Source organism: Flavobacterium flavipallidum (assembly GCF_038289905.1).
Taxonomy (GTDB): Bacteria; Bacteroidota; Bacteroidia; order Flavobacteriales; family Flavobacteriaceae; genus Flavobacterium; species Flavobacterium flavipallidum.
Window position 1 is genome coordinate 19,840 of sequence record NZ_JBBYHU010000006.1, and the last position, 17,349, is coordinate 37,188.

The window sequence follows — 17,349 nt, forward strand, 5'->3', positions numbered from 1 at the left end:
TTTAAAGGTATTAACAACCGAATTATGATGCACAAAAAAAGTATTACTTTCCTTATTAGTATTTTGTTTTTTGGAATTACAAAAATAAATGCTTTACCAATTCAAAAAGTTTGGGTGAAAGGAGGAACTATGCTTTACAATAAAAAACAGATTTCTGTTAATAGTTTTGAAATTTCAAAATATGAAATCACCAATGAACAATATTCCTTTTTCTTAAACGGAATAGAGGTAGGAGCTAATGGTGTTTTCAAAGAAATGCAATTAATAAATGTGGGTTCTATAGACTTGCAATTAGAATTCATAAATGGAAAATGGGAACCTAAACTAGGCTTTGAAAATTATCCGATGGTTATGGTTAATTATTATGGAGCATCTCAATTTTGTAAATGGATAGGGGGTATTTTGCCATCGGAATCAGAATGGATTTATGCTGCAAAAGGCGGAATTAAAAACAAAGATTTTGTTTATGCAGGTGCCAATGATTTAGATAAAGTTGGCTGGTATAAAGTAAATAGTAACAAGCATTCCCATCCTGTGGGAGAAAAGAAACCAAATGCTTTAGGTATTTATGATATGAGTGGTAATGCCTGGGAATGGTGTAGAAATGATAGCCTAAAATCAGCTAGTGATTTTTGTATTCATATGGGGGGAAGTTGGTTTGCAGGAGAGCAGCCCTCATCAATTGCGGCCCACTATGGCAATACGCCGATGCATTTTAGTAACAGTGTTGGTTTTAGGGTAGTTTTTACAGCGACTTCTTTAATAAGTGATCAAAATTTCTTCAAAAATTATACTGGAAAACCATGGAATAATAAACCACAACAAATACCGGGTAAAGTACAATGTGAATCGTATGATTTGGGCGGTGAGGGAATTGCATTTCATGATAGTGATACTATAAATAGTGGAAGCGGGAATTTGAATCCAGCTGACGGTACCTTTTTGAACGAATTTAGAATACATGAAGCAGTAGATATTTCTTATACTAAATCTGGAGCAATAGATAATAGTCCGTATAATTTGGTGGAGCCTACTATGGGGGAATTATATGCAGGATGGTTGATACCAGGAGAATGGATTAATTATACCATAAATGTAAATAAAACAGGATTTTATACTGTAGGATTAATGTATACCGCAAGTGGAGTTGGAGGAATTTCATTAATGTTAGATGGTAAAGAATTCGTTGCTGAGATAATAATACCTTCTACTAAACATGATAAAGAGAAAATTGATTGGAGGCAATGGCATCATTGGAATCGTTTAGATTCATTGGCTACATTTAAACTAAAAAAAGGCAAGCATGTTCTAACTCTAAAAACTATTTACAACGGTAATATGAACTATGATTATCTAAATTTTAAATTAGTTGAATAAATACAAATTAGCTGTGCTACAGTTAACATAAAATAGCATTTACTAGATTTTAGTTACATAAAAATATATGATTATGAATAGAATACAATTAGGATTGATGGTGGTACTAACACCATTATTAATTATGGCACAAAAAACAAAGCCGTTATATAAGGACAATAAAGCTCCTTTAGAAAAAAGAGTTGAGGATTTGTTACAAAGAATGACTTTAGAAGAAAAAATTCTTCAAACCAATCAATGGACTTATGGGAAAAATGCCAATGAAAATAATATTGAATCCATTCAAAAAGGAGTCCGACCTGAAATTGGATCACTGATTTATAGAAGTATTAGTCCGGTATATCGCAATCAGATAATGCGTAAAGCCATGGAAGATTCTCGCTTGGGAATTCCAATATTGATGGGCTTTGACGTAATTCATGGTTATCGCACAATTTATCCTATACCATTGGCACAAGCTTGTTCATGGAATCAAGAATTAGTTAAAAAAGCTGCAGCCGTTGCAGCCAAAGAGTCGAGATTATCAGGAGTTGATTGGACTTTCTCACCTATGGTTGATGTAGCTCGTGATCCTCGTTGGGGAAGAGTTGCTGAGGGGTATGGAGAAGATCCTTATGCTAATTCTGTTTTTTGTGTAGCGACTGTTAATGGTTACCAGGGTAAAAATTTATCAGATCCTTTTTCGATTGCAGCTTGTTTGAAGCATTATATTGGATATAGTTTATCTGAAGGAGGACGTGATTATCATTCTAGTGACGTGTCTGCACAAACACTTTGGGAAACCTTTATGCCACCATTTCATGCTGGTGTAAAAGCAGGTGCAGCAACTTTGATGAGTGCTTTTAATGATATTAGTGGTGTTCCAGCATCGGCAAATCATTATACACTTACGGAAGTTTTAAAAGAACGTTGGAAACACGATGGTTTTGTAGTTTCAGATTGGGGGTCTATTGAAAATTTGATTCCACAGGGAGTTGCAAAAGATAGAAAAGAAGCCACTCTAAAATCCTTTTTGGCTGGTGTTGAAATGGATATGGTTGACAATGTTTATGTAGAGAATTTAGCTCAATTGGTAAAAGAGAAAAAAATCCCTGAAAGCAAAATTGACGATGCAGTACGAAGAATATTACGCTTAAAATTCAGATTAGGATTGTTTGATAATCCATACGTTCAAGAACTTTCGGAAAAAGATAGATACTACCAACCTGAAAGTATGGCTGTAGCTCAACAATTAGCAGAAGAGTCAATGGTTTTGTTAAAAAACAGTAATCAGATATTACCATTATCGAGTGATGTTAAACAAATTGCATTAATTGGCCCCATGGTGAAAGATCAAATCAATATGATGGGTTCTTGGGAAGGTCAAGGAATTGAAAGTTCAGTAGAAACTATTTTTGAAGGTTTTACAAAAGAATTTTCGTCAAAAGCTGTTATTAATTATGCAAAGGGCTGTGAGTTTGATGGAACTGATGAAAAAGGTTTTGCAGAGGCAGTAGCCATGGCACAAAAATCGGATGTGGTTGTTTTATGTATGGGAGAAATGAAAAAATGGAGTGGAGAAAACACTTCACGTTCTTCAATAGGTTTACCAATGATCCAACATAAATTATTAGCCGAATTGAAAAAAACAGGAAAAAAAATTATTCTTGTTTTGTCTAATGGAAGACCTCTTGAATTAGGTGATTTAGAATCTCTTTCGGATGCTATTATTGAAATTTGGCAACCTGGAATTGCTGGTGGAACCCCATTGGCAGGAATTGTTTCAGGACGTTTAAACCCCTCTGGAAAATTAGCCATTACTTTTCCTTTAGCGACTGGTCAGATACCTATTTATTATAGTATGCGTCAACCTGCAAGACCTAAAATAGGTGGGTATAAAGATATTTCTAATGAGCCTAAATATTGGTTTGGTCACGGTTTGAGTTATGCTAATTTCTCTTATGGAACTGTAAAAATATCTTCAGATAAAATAGATAAAAAATCTAATTTGATTGCCGAAGTTGAAGTAACCAATACTAGTAATCGTTCAGGAAAAGAAACAGTTTTTTGGTATATTTCTGATCCTGTTGCCTCTATTTCAAGACCAATGAAAGAATTAAAGTTTTTTGAAAAATTAGAATTAAAGGCTGGTGAAAAAAAGGTGTTTAAATTTGAAATTAATCCTGAACGTGATTTAAGTTTTCCTGATACAAACGGAAAGATGCATTTAGAAACAGGTGATTTTTATTTAACGATTAACGACCAGCGTGTAAAATTTGAGTTAATCGAATAATAAATAGTAATAGTATATTAAAATAAAGTTCTGAAAAATTCCATGGATTGTAATTGAATTAATAATGTATTTATAAATATAATGAAAACAAAAAAAATAGTCTGGTTTAGTTTGTTCCTTTTGATAGTTATGTCTTCCGCTTTTTCTCAGGAAAAATGGGAAATGTTATTCAATGGGAAAGACTTTAAGGGATGGTCTAAAATAGGTGGTAAAGCTGAATATGTTATTAAAGATGGAGCTATCATAGGAATCTCTAAAGCAGGAACTCCAAACACTTTTTTAGCTACGAATAAAAAATATGGGGATTTTATTTTAGAATTGGAATACAAAGTAGAAGAAGGTTTGAATTCAGGAATTCAATTTCGTAGCCAATCTAGAAAAGAATATAAAGACGGTCGAGTTCACGGCTATCAATTTGAGATTGATCCTTCATCTAGGGCATGGAGCGGAGGGATATATGATGAAGCGCGTCGTGGATGGATATATCCAATGGAAAAAAATCCTCAAGCTAAGGTTGCTTATAAACCATCGCAATGGAATCATGTTCGTATTGAAGCTATTGGAACATCTGTAAGAACTTGGTTAAATGGAATTCTATGTGCCAGTATTTTAGATAATTTACCCGAAGCTTCAAATGGATTTATTGCTTTACAAGTTCATGAAATATATAAGGCAGAGGATGAGGGTAAGACGGTACAATGGAAGGATATTAAAATCTGTACCACTCATTTGGAATCAGTTAAAACTCCTGCAGAGGAAACCGTTTATCAAGCTAATTGCATTGATAATACGATTTCCCCAATGGAAGAAAAACAAGGTTGGAAGTTGTTATGGGACGGTAAAACCACTGCTGGTTGGAGAGCGGCCAAAGGAACAACTTTCCCCTCTGGCGGTTGGGCTATAGAAAATGGCATGCTAAAGGTTTTGAATGCTGCTGGAGCTGAATCTGCTAATGGTGGTGATATTGTTACCATTAAAAAATATAAAAACTTTGAACTTACGGTTGATTTTAAAATAACTGATGGAGCTAATAGCGGTATCAAATATTTTGTAGACACTAATATAAATAAGGGTGAAGGCTCATCAATTGGTTGTGAATTTCAAATTTTAGATGATAAAAAACATCCTGATGCCAAAATGGGGGTAAACGGAAACCGAACTTTAGGATCTCTTTATGATTTAATTACAGCATCATCGGATAAATTTTTCCGAAAATCAGATTTTAATACCGCTCGCATAGTTGTAAACGGCAGTAAAGTGACACACTATTTAAATGATAAAATTGTCGTACAATATGAGCGAGGTACCCAAATGTGGAGGGCTTTGGTAGCCTACAGTAAATACGCAAAATATCCTAATTTTGGAGAATTGGAAGAAGGTAATATTTTGTTACAGGATCATGGTAATGAAGTTATTTTTAAAAATATTAAGATTAAAGAATTATAGCTAAAATGGGGCTTGTAAATGTGTAAAGCTTTTTTACAAAAACACACATTGTTCGAAAACACATTTAAACCATCTCTGGAGTATAAACTTATATTTTGGAGGTGGTTTTTATTTTGAGCATTATTTCACGCCAAATTTCAATAAACGGAACGGTTAATATTCTGCTGTTTCAGACATTTATTTATTGTTTCATTAACAAATAATAATTGTATCAAATGTTTTGTAATTTCACCCAAATAAGAGAAAATGATAATTCGTCAAATAAATTATTTTTTTATTCTATTTAATATAATTTAAAATGTGTTTTTTTCTTTAATTGGTTATTTTTCAACTGTTAAATAAGGGGGTTACAGCTTTAAAAACATTAGCACCCCTTAAAACGGATATATTACTCCCGTACTATTATTTATAATAAATGAATTTTGTGAAGTAAATCATTTACTGGTTTATTGAACTAACCCAAAAAATATTAACTAAAAATTTTAACAATGAAAAACAACAAAAATGCAACCATGCTTTTTCTTAGAGGTAACTTTTTAAGAGTAAGCCTAATTTTATTTCTGTTTATCTGTTTTCAGAATCTTAGTGCGCAAAGCAGCATTATTTCGGGAAAGGTGACAGACGATACCGGTTTTCCTTTGCCTGGTGTAAATGTCCTTATTAAAGGAACTGCTAAAGGAGTTCAGACAGATTTTGATGGTAGGTTTAAGATCGAGGCAACACCAAAAAGCATATTAGTTATCTCTTATATTGGAATGAATGACATTACAATTGCAGTAGGGGATAAAAAGAATTTGGATGTAGTACTTAAACCAAGTTCTAAAGAATTAGAAGAGGTTGTAATAGTAGGTTATGGAACCAGAAAAAAAAGTGATCTTATAGCTTCTGTCACTTCTGTAGATCCAAAAAATATGCTTAAAGTGGCCACATCAAATGTCGCCGAAATGTTAAGAGGTAAAGCAGCAGGGGTAACAGTTACTTTAAACAATGGTGGTCCACTAGGGGATTCTAAGATAGTATTAAGAGGTCAAAACTCTTTAAATGGTGATAAAACGGCTGCATATGTAATTGTGGATGGGGTTCCTGCTGGCGCAATTAATGATATTAACCCAAATGATATTGAGTCTCTAGAGGTTTTAAAAGATGCTGCAGCTTTAGCTATTTATGGTGCAAGAGGTGCTAATGGAGTTATTTTAATTACTACAAAAAGAGGAAAAACAGGAGTACCTACTATTTCTTACAGTGGTGCATTAGGAGTTCAAAACTATAATAGAAACTTTGATATTTATAGTGGTGATGAGTTTGCTCAATTAAAAAGGGAAGCTGTAAGAACTAATAATGGAGGTGTATATTTACCAGATGATCAAGTTTTTTCTGATTTAGAATTAGAAAGTATACAAACAGGTAAATATATTGATTGGGAAAAATTAATTTTACGTACAGGTATAACTCATGATCATCAATTAAGTATTTCATCAGGTACTGAGAACACAAAAGTCTTTACTAGTTTTGGTTTTTATCAAAACGAGGGATTGATTCCAAATTCTGCAGGAACTAGAGTTTCTGGAAGATTTAATATCGATCAAAAGATAAATAAATGGTTAAAAGTTGGTGTTAATACTTCTATGCAATTTTCCAGAACTGACGGTCCTAATGTAGGAGGTATTTTACTTACTGCAATCACAACTTCACCTTTAGGAAAAGTATATAATGATGATGGTAGTTTACGTTATTTACCAGGTGGTTTTTCGGAAAACAAAAATCCTTTAATTGACCTGCAAGAGACCAATACAAGAGGTGATAGTAGAAATGATATTGTTAATATTTTTGCTGATCTTACACTTTTTAAAGGTTTTAATTTTAGAGTAAATGCGAGTAGAAGATCTTGGAATAATAAACAAAGAAGTTACAATACAGCAAATTCTATTTCAGGGATTATAAATGGAGGTACAGGAAGTGGTTTTATTTATTTCCAAGATAATGAAGAATGGCAATTAGAAAATATTATTACTTACAAGCCTCAATTTGATTCGAATAAGCATAATTTAGATTTTACTGCAGTACAGTCTTCATCTGAAAATAAGTATTCAAATTTTAGAAATTCAGCATCTCAAATACCTAATGATATTCTTGGAATTAATGGTCTAGCATCTGCTCTTATTAATGTACCTACTATTTCTGAATCAAGAACTGGATTAGTTTCGTTTGCAGCTAGAGCTGAATATGGTTATGATTCTAGATATTATATGTCACTTTCGGCTAGAGCTGATGGATCAACAAAATTTGGCGTGAATAATAAGTGGGGTTATTTTCCTGCGGTTGGGCTAAGCTGGAATGCACATAACGAGAGCTTTTTGAAGAATTTATCGTTTATTAATAAATTAAAATTCAGTTCTAGTTATGGAAGTATTGGTAACCAAACGATTGATGCAGGAGGTACTTTAACTTCTGGTTTTTCAAGAGATTATATTTTAGGAGGTCAGCAAGTATCAGGTATTATACCTGGTGATCAATTAGCTAATCCAGATTTAAAATGGGAAACGACTACTACATTGAATGTTAAAATGGATTTTGGATTTCTATCTAACAGAATCAATGGTACTGTTGAATGGTATGATGGTAGAACTAGAGATTTATTACAAAGCGAAGCTTTACCTACAGGTTTAGGTTATACATATAAATTAGTTAATAAAGGAGAATTACAAAATACAGGTATTGAGGCAAGTTTAAATTTAGGCCTAGTGAGATCTAAAGATTTTAAAATGGATTTAGGTTTGATATTTACCAAAAACACCAATAAATTACTTAGTTTAGGTTTAAATCCTGATGGAACACCAGTAAGTGATAATTTAAATCAGAAGTGGTTTGTTGGAAAATCACTGGGTGGTTATTACCAACGAATGGGAATTGGTATTTATCAAATAGGGGAAGATATTGTAAATTCAGCTCAGCCTAATGCTTTGCCAGGAGATATTAAGCAATTAGATGTTAATGGTGATGGTATTATTAATGATACTTTTGATCGTGTATTTACACCGGGTGTAGAAAATTGGTACGGAACGGTAAGTTTAAATATGGATTATAAAGGGTTTGATTTCTCTACTGATTTAAACATTGTTGAAGGTCGTACTAGATATAATAATTTTCTTGTAGGATATAGTGAAGGTGGTTCTTTAAGAGGTATAAAGAATGGTATTAAACAAGATTATTGGACTCCTGAGAACCCAGGCGGTAATTTTCCTAGACCATCTGAAGCTAATGATCCACAAAATTTGTATACTCTAGCTTTACAAGACGCTTCTTATGTGCGTTTACAAAATGTTTCTTTGGGTTATTCTTTGCCCAAAACTGCATTAGAAGCAATTGGACTTAATAAATTTAGGATTTATGTAACAGGTAATAACTTGTATACATGGACAGATTTTCAATCTTTTAGTCCTGAGAAAAACCCTACTGATTACCCAGAAGCAGTGAATTTTGTTATGGGATTACAATTAGGTTTTTAATAATATATTAATCGTTTTAAATTAAATATGATGAAAAAAAGTTCATTTAAAATATATGTATTGACACTACTTGTTTCAATAATAAGTGTGTCTTGCCAGGATTTTTTGGAGGATAAAATTTTAGATAAAGTATCTGAAGATGCTATTTATTCAACAATTGATGGTTTAGAAGTAGGTGTTAATGGTTTATATAATAGATATCGTAACTATAATGCACCTGCAGGAGAAAATAATCCTTTAAGAGCACAGTTGTTTTTTATGGCAGCAGATGATTTAGGACAGTTTAGAACCTATCAAACACCTTATCAGCTCTCAAGTCATACACCAGCAGCTTTTCCAGATTTTAAATGGGTAGAGGGTTATAAATTAATAGAGAAATGTAACGCTATTATCCAAGGCTCTGAAAATATTGCTGTTAATGGGGCTGATTTAACCCGTATGAATCGTATAGTTGCTCAAGCTAGAGTGATGCGTGCTGAAATTTATCTAGACCTTATCAGGATGTATGATAACATTCTTTTAGATACTACAGCGACCACTCCAGAAAATGCTAATGACCCAATTGATTATTCAGTTGCAGATCCTGTTGCGGTGTTTGCAGTAATTGATGCAGATTTAGATTTTGCGATAGCAAACTTAAATTATTCTGAAGATTATGGTAGATATAATAGATCAGTTGCAAGACACCTTAAAGGGAAGAGTGCTATGTGGCAAGCTCAGTATTTGCCTCGTACAGGTATTACTTCTATTAATGTCTCTGCTAAATACCAAGAAGCAGCGGATCAGTTTGATAAAGTAATCACTGAAAGTGGTAGAACTTTGGTTCCTATTTCTCAAGTTTTCGGACAAGACTTAAATCATAGTGAGATGTTATTTACAATAGTCAGAGACGAACTTTTAGGTTCTACAGGTGCAGGTGATAATTTACCTGGTGGAGCTGGAACTTGGATTGGTGCCGTTTTTACCAATAGATTATATGAAGATAGTCACAAATATTTTATACATGCTGTAGAGGATGGTGGTGAAGCCTTAGGTTGGGCTTATCCAAATGATTACTTACAAGAATTGTATGGTACTCTTGTAATTCCAGATCCAGCGAAACCTTGGGGTAGACATATTATTACTAATGATTTAAGATATACTAACTATTTTTACCCAGAAACGTATGTTGCTAATAATCCAACATCAGCAAAATTTGGACAAGTAATACCGGTTACTGACTATGATGATCAAATAAGGAGATACCATTTTAGTTCTAAGAAATTTTTCGATGCAGAAAAAGGAGAAAGATCAAATGATAGCTGGAAAGATTACCCAATGTACCGTCTGGCTGAAACCTTTTTATTAGGTGCTGAAGCACATAGTAATCTTGGGCATACTGCTTTAGCTTTAGAGTATATGAACAAAGTAAGACGTAGAGCGTACGGATTGCCTTACAATACGCCTAACGCTACTGTAGATTTTACATCTTGGACTTTAGATACTTATTTAGACGAATCTGCACGTGAGCTTAACTTAGAAAGAAATCGTTGGTTCTTATTAAAAAGATTGGGAATATTAGTAGAAAGACAAAATTTACATTACAGATTTGGGGCAACTGCTGCTCAAGTTAAAACAAATGCATACCCAATGAAGGATTACATGGTAAGATGTCCAATACCACAAAGCCAAATTGATTTGATGAAAACATTTCCTCAAAATCCTGGTTATGAACAATAAGCTAGGTAGGTTTGTAGGGAAAACTGCATGATTTAGGTTGAGGTATTAATGATTAATTATGTTTGGTTTGTAGTTAGTTTTGTAATTGAGGTTAGATTTTTTTCTAACCTCTTTTATCTTATTTACGAATCAATTAATATTTATTTCTACTATACACTTAAACTTTTATACTTCGTTTGAGTTTTTCAAAGTTTTATTTTAAATAAACGTCTTATGATTAGTAAGAATTTATTTTATGGAGTGATTATTCTTATTATGAATATTTCATGCTCCATAAAACCTGTTGTGCCTTTTAGTATTGAAAAAAAAGATTTTTCTTTCAAAGAAAAAGTTGACATACCTAATGTACAAGGAATAAAAATTAGCCCTATTCTTGTGGGGAATAATCTTTGGTATAATAAAATTACTGACCAAGTTTGGGACTTAACAGCTCAATCAGGTGTTACCTCCATTCGTATAGGAGGGCATGCATATGATAATACTTTACCATCTAAATCAGAGTTGTTAAACTGGGTGAGACATATCCAAGCGATAGGAGCTGAACCGATTATGCAAGTTTCACAATATGCATCTCCAGAAGTAGCAGCAGAATTAGTCCGATATTTTAATGTAGAATTAGCTAGTGGTAAAGCCATTAAATACTGGAATATAGGTAATGAGCCTTGGTTGCAGAATAAAAAACCAGATCTATCTACTGTAGGGGCTATGGTAATGAATTATTTCAAACCGCGAGCTGCTGCTATGAAATCAATAGATTCTACAATTAAAATTTTTGGACCTGATTTTTGTTATTATATAGAAGAGGCTGTAGATGATTTATTTGGTGGAAAAAATGATATCTCAGATAAAGTTCCAGGTCAGTCTTATTATTATTGTGATGGAATTTCATGGCATCGTTATCCACAAGATACAAGTATAAATCTAGCTTACGAAGGGATAGAAGATTTTAAAAACGCGATTATTAAATGCAAATCTAGAGTTGATTTTGTAAATAAATTACACAGTCGGACCGGAGATAATGTATTAGGTTGGGGAATTGGTGAGTTTAATGGAAAGGGAGGTCCTCAAGTTCATACATGGGAAAATGGACAAATGTTTGGTGGAGTATTGGATTTATGTATGAAATATGGAGCAACTTATGCCACCACATGGAGTATGTTTGAAAATGACGGTAATAGAAAAGGAACCGATTTTAGTTCTATTGATGGAGAAAATATGATTCCTAGACCTAGCTATCGCCATATGCAAATGATTGCCCAAAACTTTAAAGGAATCTATGTAGATGGTAAGTCTTCATTGTCAGATATAATCACATTTGGTTCAGTAGATGGAACTACAATAAATGTGATGATTATGAATAGGGCTAATGTTCCTATCTCATTTAAATTACATTTAAATAAAACAGACATAACAAAAGGAAAAGTCAACTTAAATATTGATGCCAATAGTGCAAAAGTTTATGATGGGACTATAGAGCCATTAGCTACACATACCTATGTCTTTAAAAATAATGAAATTGTTAGACAAGTGTATACCAATCAACATTTCGTAAAAGGGCAATCTCCCGACAAATTTAAATTATAGTGAGATGTTTCTACAATATGCATTTTGCATTTAGGAAATGAATGCAATGTATTAAAATAAGTATTAATCTTTTTAAATTTAAAAAAATGAATAAAAAAAATATCTTTTTTGCCATGTTTATTATTTTGATAAATATTTCTTGTAGCAAAGATTCGTCAAATGATAATGAAAATACTCCTCCTAATACAGTTACAGGGATTAAAATATCACCTATGTTGGTAGGAAACAATGTTTGGTATAAGAATCCAACGAATCAAGTTTGGGATTTGACAGCTGCTTGTGGTGTTAAATCAATGCGTATTGGAGGAAATAATTATAATGGTACAATGCCTACCAAAGCTGAGTTATTGGACTGGGTAAAAAGAATTCAAACTATGGGGGCTGAACCAATTTTTCAAGTATCACAATTAGGTTCACCTGCTACTGCTGCTGATTATGTAAAATATTTTAATGTAGATTTGGCTAGTGGGAAGGCGATTAAGTATTGGAACATAGGAAATGAACCTTGGTTAAAGTTAAATCAACCTGCCACTTCAACTATGGGGGCTTCTGTTGAAGCATATTTTAAACCAATAGCGGCAGCAATGAAAGAAGTGGACCCAACAATTAAAATATACGGACCAGACGAATGTTATTATATGGAAGACGAAATGAATGATTTGTTTGGAGGTAAAAATAATATAGCAGGAAAAGTACCGGGTAAAAATTATTACTATTGTGATGGTTTGTCTTGGCATAGATACCCACAAGATGCGAGTATTGATTTAGCATATCAGGGTATTGAAGATTTTAAAGCTTCTATTGTTAAATGTAAAACCAAAATTGATGCGGTTAATAAACAATTAGGACGTACTGGAGATGATGCTTTAGGGTGGGCTCTTGGAGAATATAATGCTAAAGATGGTACTCTTGTGCATTCTTGGAAAAACGGACAAATGTTTGGCGGAGTATTAGATTTATGTATGAAATATGGAGCAACTTATGCTACTACATGGAGTATGTTTGAAAATGGTGGTAGTAGAGCAGGTACAGATTTTAGTTTTATTGATGGCGCAAATATGACACCAAGGCCAAGTTATCGTCATATGCAAATGATAGCCAAAAACTTTAAAGGTATCTATGCTGGAGGAAAATCATCTAAATATGACTTCATTACTTTTGGTTCTGTTGATGGTTCTACGATAAGTGTTATGATTATGAATCGGTCTAATACAGCTACCACATTTACATTGCATTTAAATAAAACAGCTACCACAGCTAATGGAAATGTCCAGTTAAATATTGATGCTAATAGTCCTATTGTTTATACTGGGGCTATCGAAGGACTGGCTACACATACCTATGTTTTTAAAAATAATGAAATAATTAGAACGGTATATACCAATCAACATTTCATTAACGAACAAGCTCCTGTTGAGTCTAAACTGTAGCTTATATTTATTAATATAATTTATGATTAAAGTTTCCTGAGAAAAAATGCCTTTTTGTATGGTTTTCTTAGTATTCTTATGTATAAAATTTTATTCAAATTTAATTTAAATGAACAAAACAATCACATTTTTAATTGTTTTTAGTCTTTTTTACTCAATTGGTTGGAGTCAAAAAGCAACTCCAAATGAAAAAGAAATAGAAAAGAAAGTTACCGAGTTGCTTTCTAAAATGACTATTGAAGAAAAAATAGGTCAGATGACTAATATCGCGGTGACTCTTTTTGAAATAAAAGGTCAGCCAGGAGTTTTTGATAAGGCTAAACTGAGAGAAGCTATTCAAAAGTATCATGTTGGGTCATTACAAAATATTCCAAATTCAGGTGCGCCTACCCAGATGAAATGGAGAGAAATAATGACCAGCATCAACAATGAAACCAATAAAACACGACTAAAAATCCCAATTTTATATGGAATTGATGCGATTCATGGAGCTAATTATACTGCGGAAGGAACTTTGTTTCCTCAAGAAATAGGATTAGCGGCAACTTTTAATACGGCAATTACTAAAAAAGGAGCGCAAATCTCAGCTTATGAAACTAGAGCATCTTCTATTCCTTGGGTTTTTTCGCCAGATTTAGATTTACCTCGTAGTCCTTCTTGGTCTAGGATTTGGGAATCTTTTGGCGAGGATTCTTATTTGACTACTCAAATGGGATTAGCAATGGTTGAAGGATTTGAAGGAAACGATGTAGGTTCAAAATATCAAGTAGGAACTTGTTTGAAACATTTTATAGGATATGGAAGTACAACAACTGGTAAGGATAGAACTCCTAGTATAATTCCCGAGCGTGTTTTAAGACAATATGACTTACCTATTTATGAAGCCGCTATTAAAGCTGGTGCTAAAAGTATAATGGTAAGCTCTGGGGAAATTAATGGAACTCCAGTTCATGCTAGCAAAGAATTACTTACTGACTTGTTAAAAAACGAATTAGGTTTTAAAGGTGTTGTAATTACGGATTGGAAAGATATTATATACCTACACACGCGTCACAAAGTAGCTGAGACCAATAGAGAAGCCGTTAAAATGGCAGTAATTGCAGGCATAGATGTTAGTATGGTCCCTGACAACTATACTTTTTATGATGATTTACTAGATTTAGTAAAAAAAGGAGAAGTACCAATGTCAAGAATTGACGATGCTGTTAGTCGTGTTCTAAGAATGAAAATGCAATTGAATTTATTCAATAATAACGTTGCTGATCCTAAAGATTATCCCAAATTTGCTTCTCAAGAATTTATAGATGAAGCATATAATGCTGCATCGGAATCAATCACTTTGTTGAAGAATAAATATAATATTCTTCCACTGGATAAGTCAGAAAAAATATTAGTTACAGGTCCTACGGCTAACAGCATGAAATATTTGAATGGTGGTTGGACTTACAATTGGCAAGGAGATTTATCAGATCGCTTTGCTTCAAACAAAATGACCATTCTAGAAGCCATTCAGGATAAAGTAGGTAAAGAAAAAGTATTGTATACTGCGGGTACAGATCTTGAAAAAGAAGATGAGAACGAAATTCAAAAAGCAGTTGCATTAGCTAAAGATGCTTCGAAAATTGTTTTATGTTTAGGAGAGAAAAATTATACAGAAACTCCTGGAGATATTAGTAGCTTGTATATCAGTAGTTCGCAAATAAAATTAGCATTAGCCCTTTCTAAATTAGGTAAACCTATAGTTTTGGTTTTGAATGAGGGAAGACCTAGATTAATTAGTGATTTTGAAGACAAAATGGATGCAATTGTACAATGTTATTTGCCAGGAAATGAAGGAGGAAGGGCATTAGTAGATATTCTTTACGGGGATGTAAATCCTAGTGGAAGATTGCCTTATAATTATCCTAGATATTCTAATTCTTTAGAAAAATACAATAGAAAATATACAGAGAGTTTAGGTGAAGAGGAGCAAAATGACGATGCAAAATATGAGAAAAGTTACAATCCTCAGTTCGAGTTTGGAACTGGACTTTCGTACACTACTTTTACGTATTCCAACCTTAAAATTGATAAACTGGAAATAAATGATAGTGATTCAATAAGAGTTACAGTTGATGTTAAAAATACGGGGACAAAAGCAGGTAAAGAAGCTGTTTTACTTTATTTGACGGATCTTTATGCTAGCATTACTCCAGAAGTAAAGGCTTTGAAACGATTTGAAAAGATTAGTTTAATGCCAAACGAAACCAAAACGGTTAGCTTTGTTTTGCATCCAAAGGATTTGCAATTTGTAAATAACGAATTGAAATGGGTTGCTGAAAAAGGAATTTTTAGAATACAAATTTCAGATTTAAAACAAGAATTTTTATTGAAGTAATCTTTTTACATTAATATTTAAATAGACCATCGCATTTTTTTTTGATCCGCAACCAATTAGTGTATTTTTTGGTTGTGGTCAATTGCGATGGTTTTTTATTGGAACTAATTATTACAATAGTTATATATATAGAAGTCGTTTCTTTCTTAATTTCAGTGGTAATGAGTATAATTTTAGTTGATTTTTATTTAAAAGAAAGTAGTCTGTATATCACAATAGAATAAACACTATTTGTTGGGTAGTATTTGCTTGTATTTTAATATGCAGGACAATGATTGATAGGGTTATGGTTTTACCATTATAATTTTATGATTTTAGTTTTTATAATGAATGTTTATTAGGGAAATAGTCTGCAATAGTGTTGATTACGAACGAATCTCCCCCCCAAAAGAGATAAAAAACGCCCTATTAGACAATGGGAAATTTTGATCTTTGTTTGGAATTTATACTATTAACCATTAAAAATTAATTAATCATGATTTTAAAAAAACTAACTAAATGTAAAATGCATTATTTTTTTGCATTACTTTTTGCTTCTGTTACTTTGCTTTCTTGTGAAGGAGAAACTAAAGATGAATTGGTTCTATTTGAACCGGGGACAATAAATCCAACTGCTTCAAAAACGGCTATATTGAATCATCAAACGATTGATTTTTCTAGTAATGCTACTAAGGTTCAATCATTATCCTGGAAATTCCCAGGAGGTACACCTTCAACATCATCTAGCGAAGATGTTACTGTACAATATAATAGTGGAGGTACTTTCGTTGCTACGTTAGAAGTAAAACACATTGACAATACAATTGAGATACAAACATTTTCTATTACGGTATCAGCTCCACCTATACCACCTATGCCGACTATAACTGGATTAGGTATTTATACCGAACGTACTACTACTGAATCTAATCCTGGGCTTGCACCTACAAATAATGGTAATTGCGAAGTTACAGAAGTAGATATTAATACGCATCATGGTAACAAAACTTTGTTTTATCACTATGTTCCTACGAGCCTTACGTCTGGATTTGGTTTGTCTCACATGGATCTTTCAACAAAACCTTTTAACGTTTCAGCATATTCATATTTAAATATTTCATTAAAGTCTTCAACTTCAAGAAATGTTAGAGTTCGTTTGAATACCAATTCTGGAAATTATTGGGTAGTTTTAAAACCATCTGCTCCTTTATATGGAATGCTTTGGGATGGCGTTTGGCATGAACTTAAAATCCCTTTTTCAGCTCTTTTAAAAGATGGAATCGGCGCTGCACTTTCAGCTACTCCTGCTGCACTACAATCTGTTAATCAATTTACAATGAGAACAGATGATGGTGATTATTCGACAACTGCGAATTCATGGGATTTTTATGTAGATGATATTTATTTAACTACAAATTAATCGCTTACGTTAAAACATTTGTAATAGTCTATTCTAGTATTGACAAACTTCAATTGCCTTAGTAGAATAGACTATTGAAACTAAAAAAATAAAGGTTAAAGATAATTAAAACGTGTTTAATGTAACAACAATTAATTGTCTAAGACCTTTATTAGTTTGAAATAGATTGTTTTATTTCGATATTTTAGTAGTCTTCAAGTTATTTTAACTAGTCTTGGCTAGCATAATTTTTATTACTG

Annotated in this window: 9 protein-coding genes; all 9 read left to right on the plus strand. The window is 32.7% G+C overall.

What is annotated here, in order from left to right; genetic code table 11:
• The first annotated feature begins 24 nt into the window (after positions 1-24).
• On the plus strand, positions 25-1,377 hold the full coding sequence (locus AAEO59_RS04655; protein ID WP_341699576.1) for an SUMF1/EgtB/PvdO family nonheme iron enzyme: 1,353 nt from the start codon (positions 25-27) through the stop codon (positions 1,375-1,377).
• A 73-nt stretch (positions 1,378-1,450) separates the two neighbouring features.
• Positions 1,451-3,649 (plus strand): glycoside hydrolase family 3 N-terminal domain-containing protein, encoded by a 2,199-nt coding sequence (locus AAEO59_RS04660; protein WP_341699577.1) that lies wholly within the window; start codon positions 1,451-1,453, stop codon positions 3,647-3,649.
• A gap of 81 nt (positions 3,650-3,730) precedes the next feature.
• Positions 3,731-5,095, plus strand: a complete 1,365-nt coding sequence (locus AAEO59_RS04665) for a 3-keto-disaccharide hydrolase (RefSeq protein ID WP_341699578.1) — start codon at positions 3,731-3,733, stop codon at positions 5,093-5,095.
• 488 nt (positions 5,096-5,583) lie between these two features.
• A complete protein-coding gene (locus AAEO59_RS04670) occupies positions 5,584-8,601 on the plus strand; it encodes a SusC/RagA family TonB-linked outer membrane protein (RefSeq protein ID WP_341699579.1) in 3,018 nt (1,005 codons plus the stop codon).
• A 30-nt stretch (positions 8,602-8,631) separates the two neighbouring features.
• A complete protein-coding gene (locus tag AAEO59_RS04675; RefSeq protein ID WP_341699580.1) occupies positions 8,632-10,320 on the plus strand; it encodes a RagB/SusD family nutrient uptake outer membrane protein in 1,689 nt (562 codons plus the stop codon).
• Between the two features lie 213 nt (positions 10,321-10,533).
• Positions 10,534-11,904: a hypothetical protein gene (locus AAEO59_RS04680; RefSeq protein ID WP_341699581.1), complete on the plus strand. Its 1,371-nt coding sequence runs from the start codon at positions 10,534-10,536 to the stop codon at positions 11,902-11,904.
• Between the two features lie 86 nt (positions 11,905-11,990).
• On the plus strand, positions 11,991-13,334 hold the full coding sequence (locus AAEO59_RS04685) for a hypothetical protein (RefSeq protein WP_341699582.1): 1,344 nt from the start codon (positions 11,991-11,993) through the stop codon (positions 13,332-13,334).
• Between the two features lie 109 nt (positions 13,335-13,443).
• A complete protein-coding gene (locus AAEO59_RS04690; protein ID WP_341699583.1) occupies positions 13,444-15,711 on the plus strand; it encodes a glycoside hydrolase family 3 N-terminal domain-containing protein in 2,268 nt (755 codons plus the stop codon).
• 475 nt (positions 15,712-16,186) lie between these two features.
• Entirely contained in the window at positions 16,187-17,110 is a 924-nt protein-coding gene (locus AAEO59_RS04695) for a PKD domain-containing protein (RefSeq protein WP_341699584.1), read from the plus strand.
• Positions 17,111-17,349: the final 239 nt, after the last annotated feature.

Excerpts from the sequence above, each read along its gene's own strand:
- AAEO59_RS04655 (WP_341699576.1), top strand. The coding sequence starts at position 25 with ATGATGCACAAAAAAAGTATTACTTTCCTTATTAGTATTTTGTTTTTT.
- AAEO59_RS04660 (WP_341699577.1), top strand. The coding sequence starts at position 1,451 with ATGAATAGAATACAATTAGGATTGATGGTGGTACTAACACCATTATTA.
- AAEO59_RS04665 (WP_341699578.1), top strand. The coding sequence starts at position 3,731 with ATGAAAACAAAAAAAATAGTCTGGTTTAGTTTGTTCCTTTTGATAGTT.
- AAEO59_RS04670 (WP_341699579.1), top strand. The coding sequence starts at position 5,584 with ATGAAAAACAACAAAAATGCAACCATGCTTTTTCTTAGAGGTAACTTT.
- AAEO59_RS04675 (WP_341699580.1), top strand. The coding sequence starts at position 8,632 with ATGAAAAAAAGTTCATTTAAAATATATGTATTGACACTACTTGTTTCA.
- AAEO59_RS04680 (WP_341699581.1), top strand. The coding sequence starts at position 10,534 with ATGATTAGTAAGAATTTATTTTATGGAGTGATTATTCTTATTATGAAT.
- AAEO59_RS04685 (WP_341699582.1), top strand. The coding sequence starts at position 11,991 with ATGAATAAAAAAAATATCTTTTTTGCCATGTTTATTATTTTGATAAAT.
- AAEO59_RS04690 (WP_341699583.1), top strand. The coding sequence starts at position 13,444 with ATGAACAAAACAATCACATTTTTAATTGTTTTTAGTCTTTTTTACTCA.
- AAEO59_RS04695 (WP_341699584.1), top strand. The coding sequence starts at position 16,187 with ATGATTTTAAAAAAACTAACTAAATGTAAAATGCATTATTTTTTTGCA.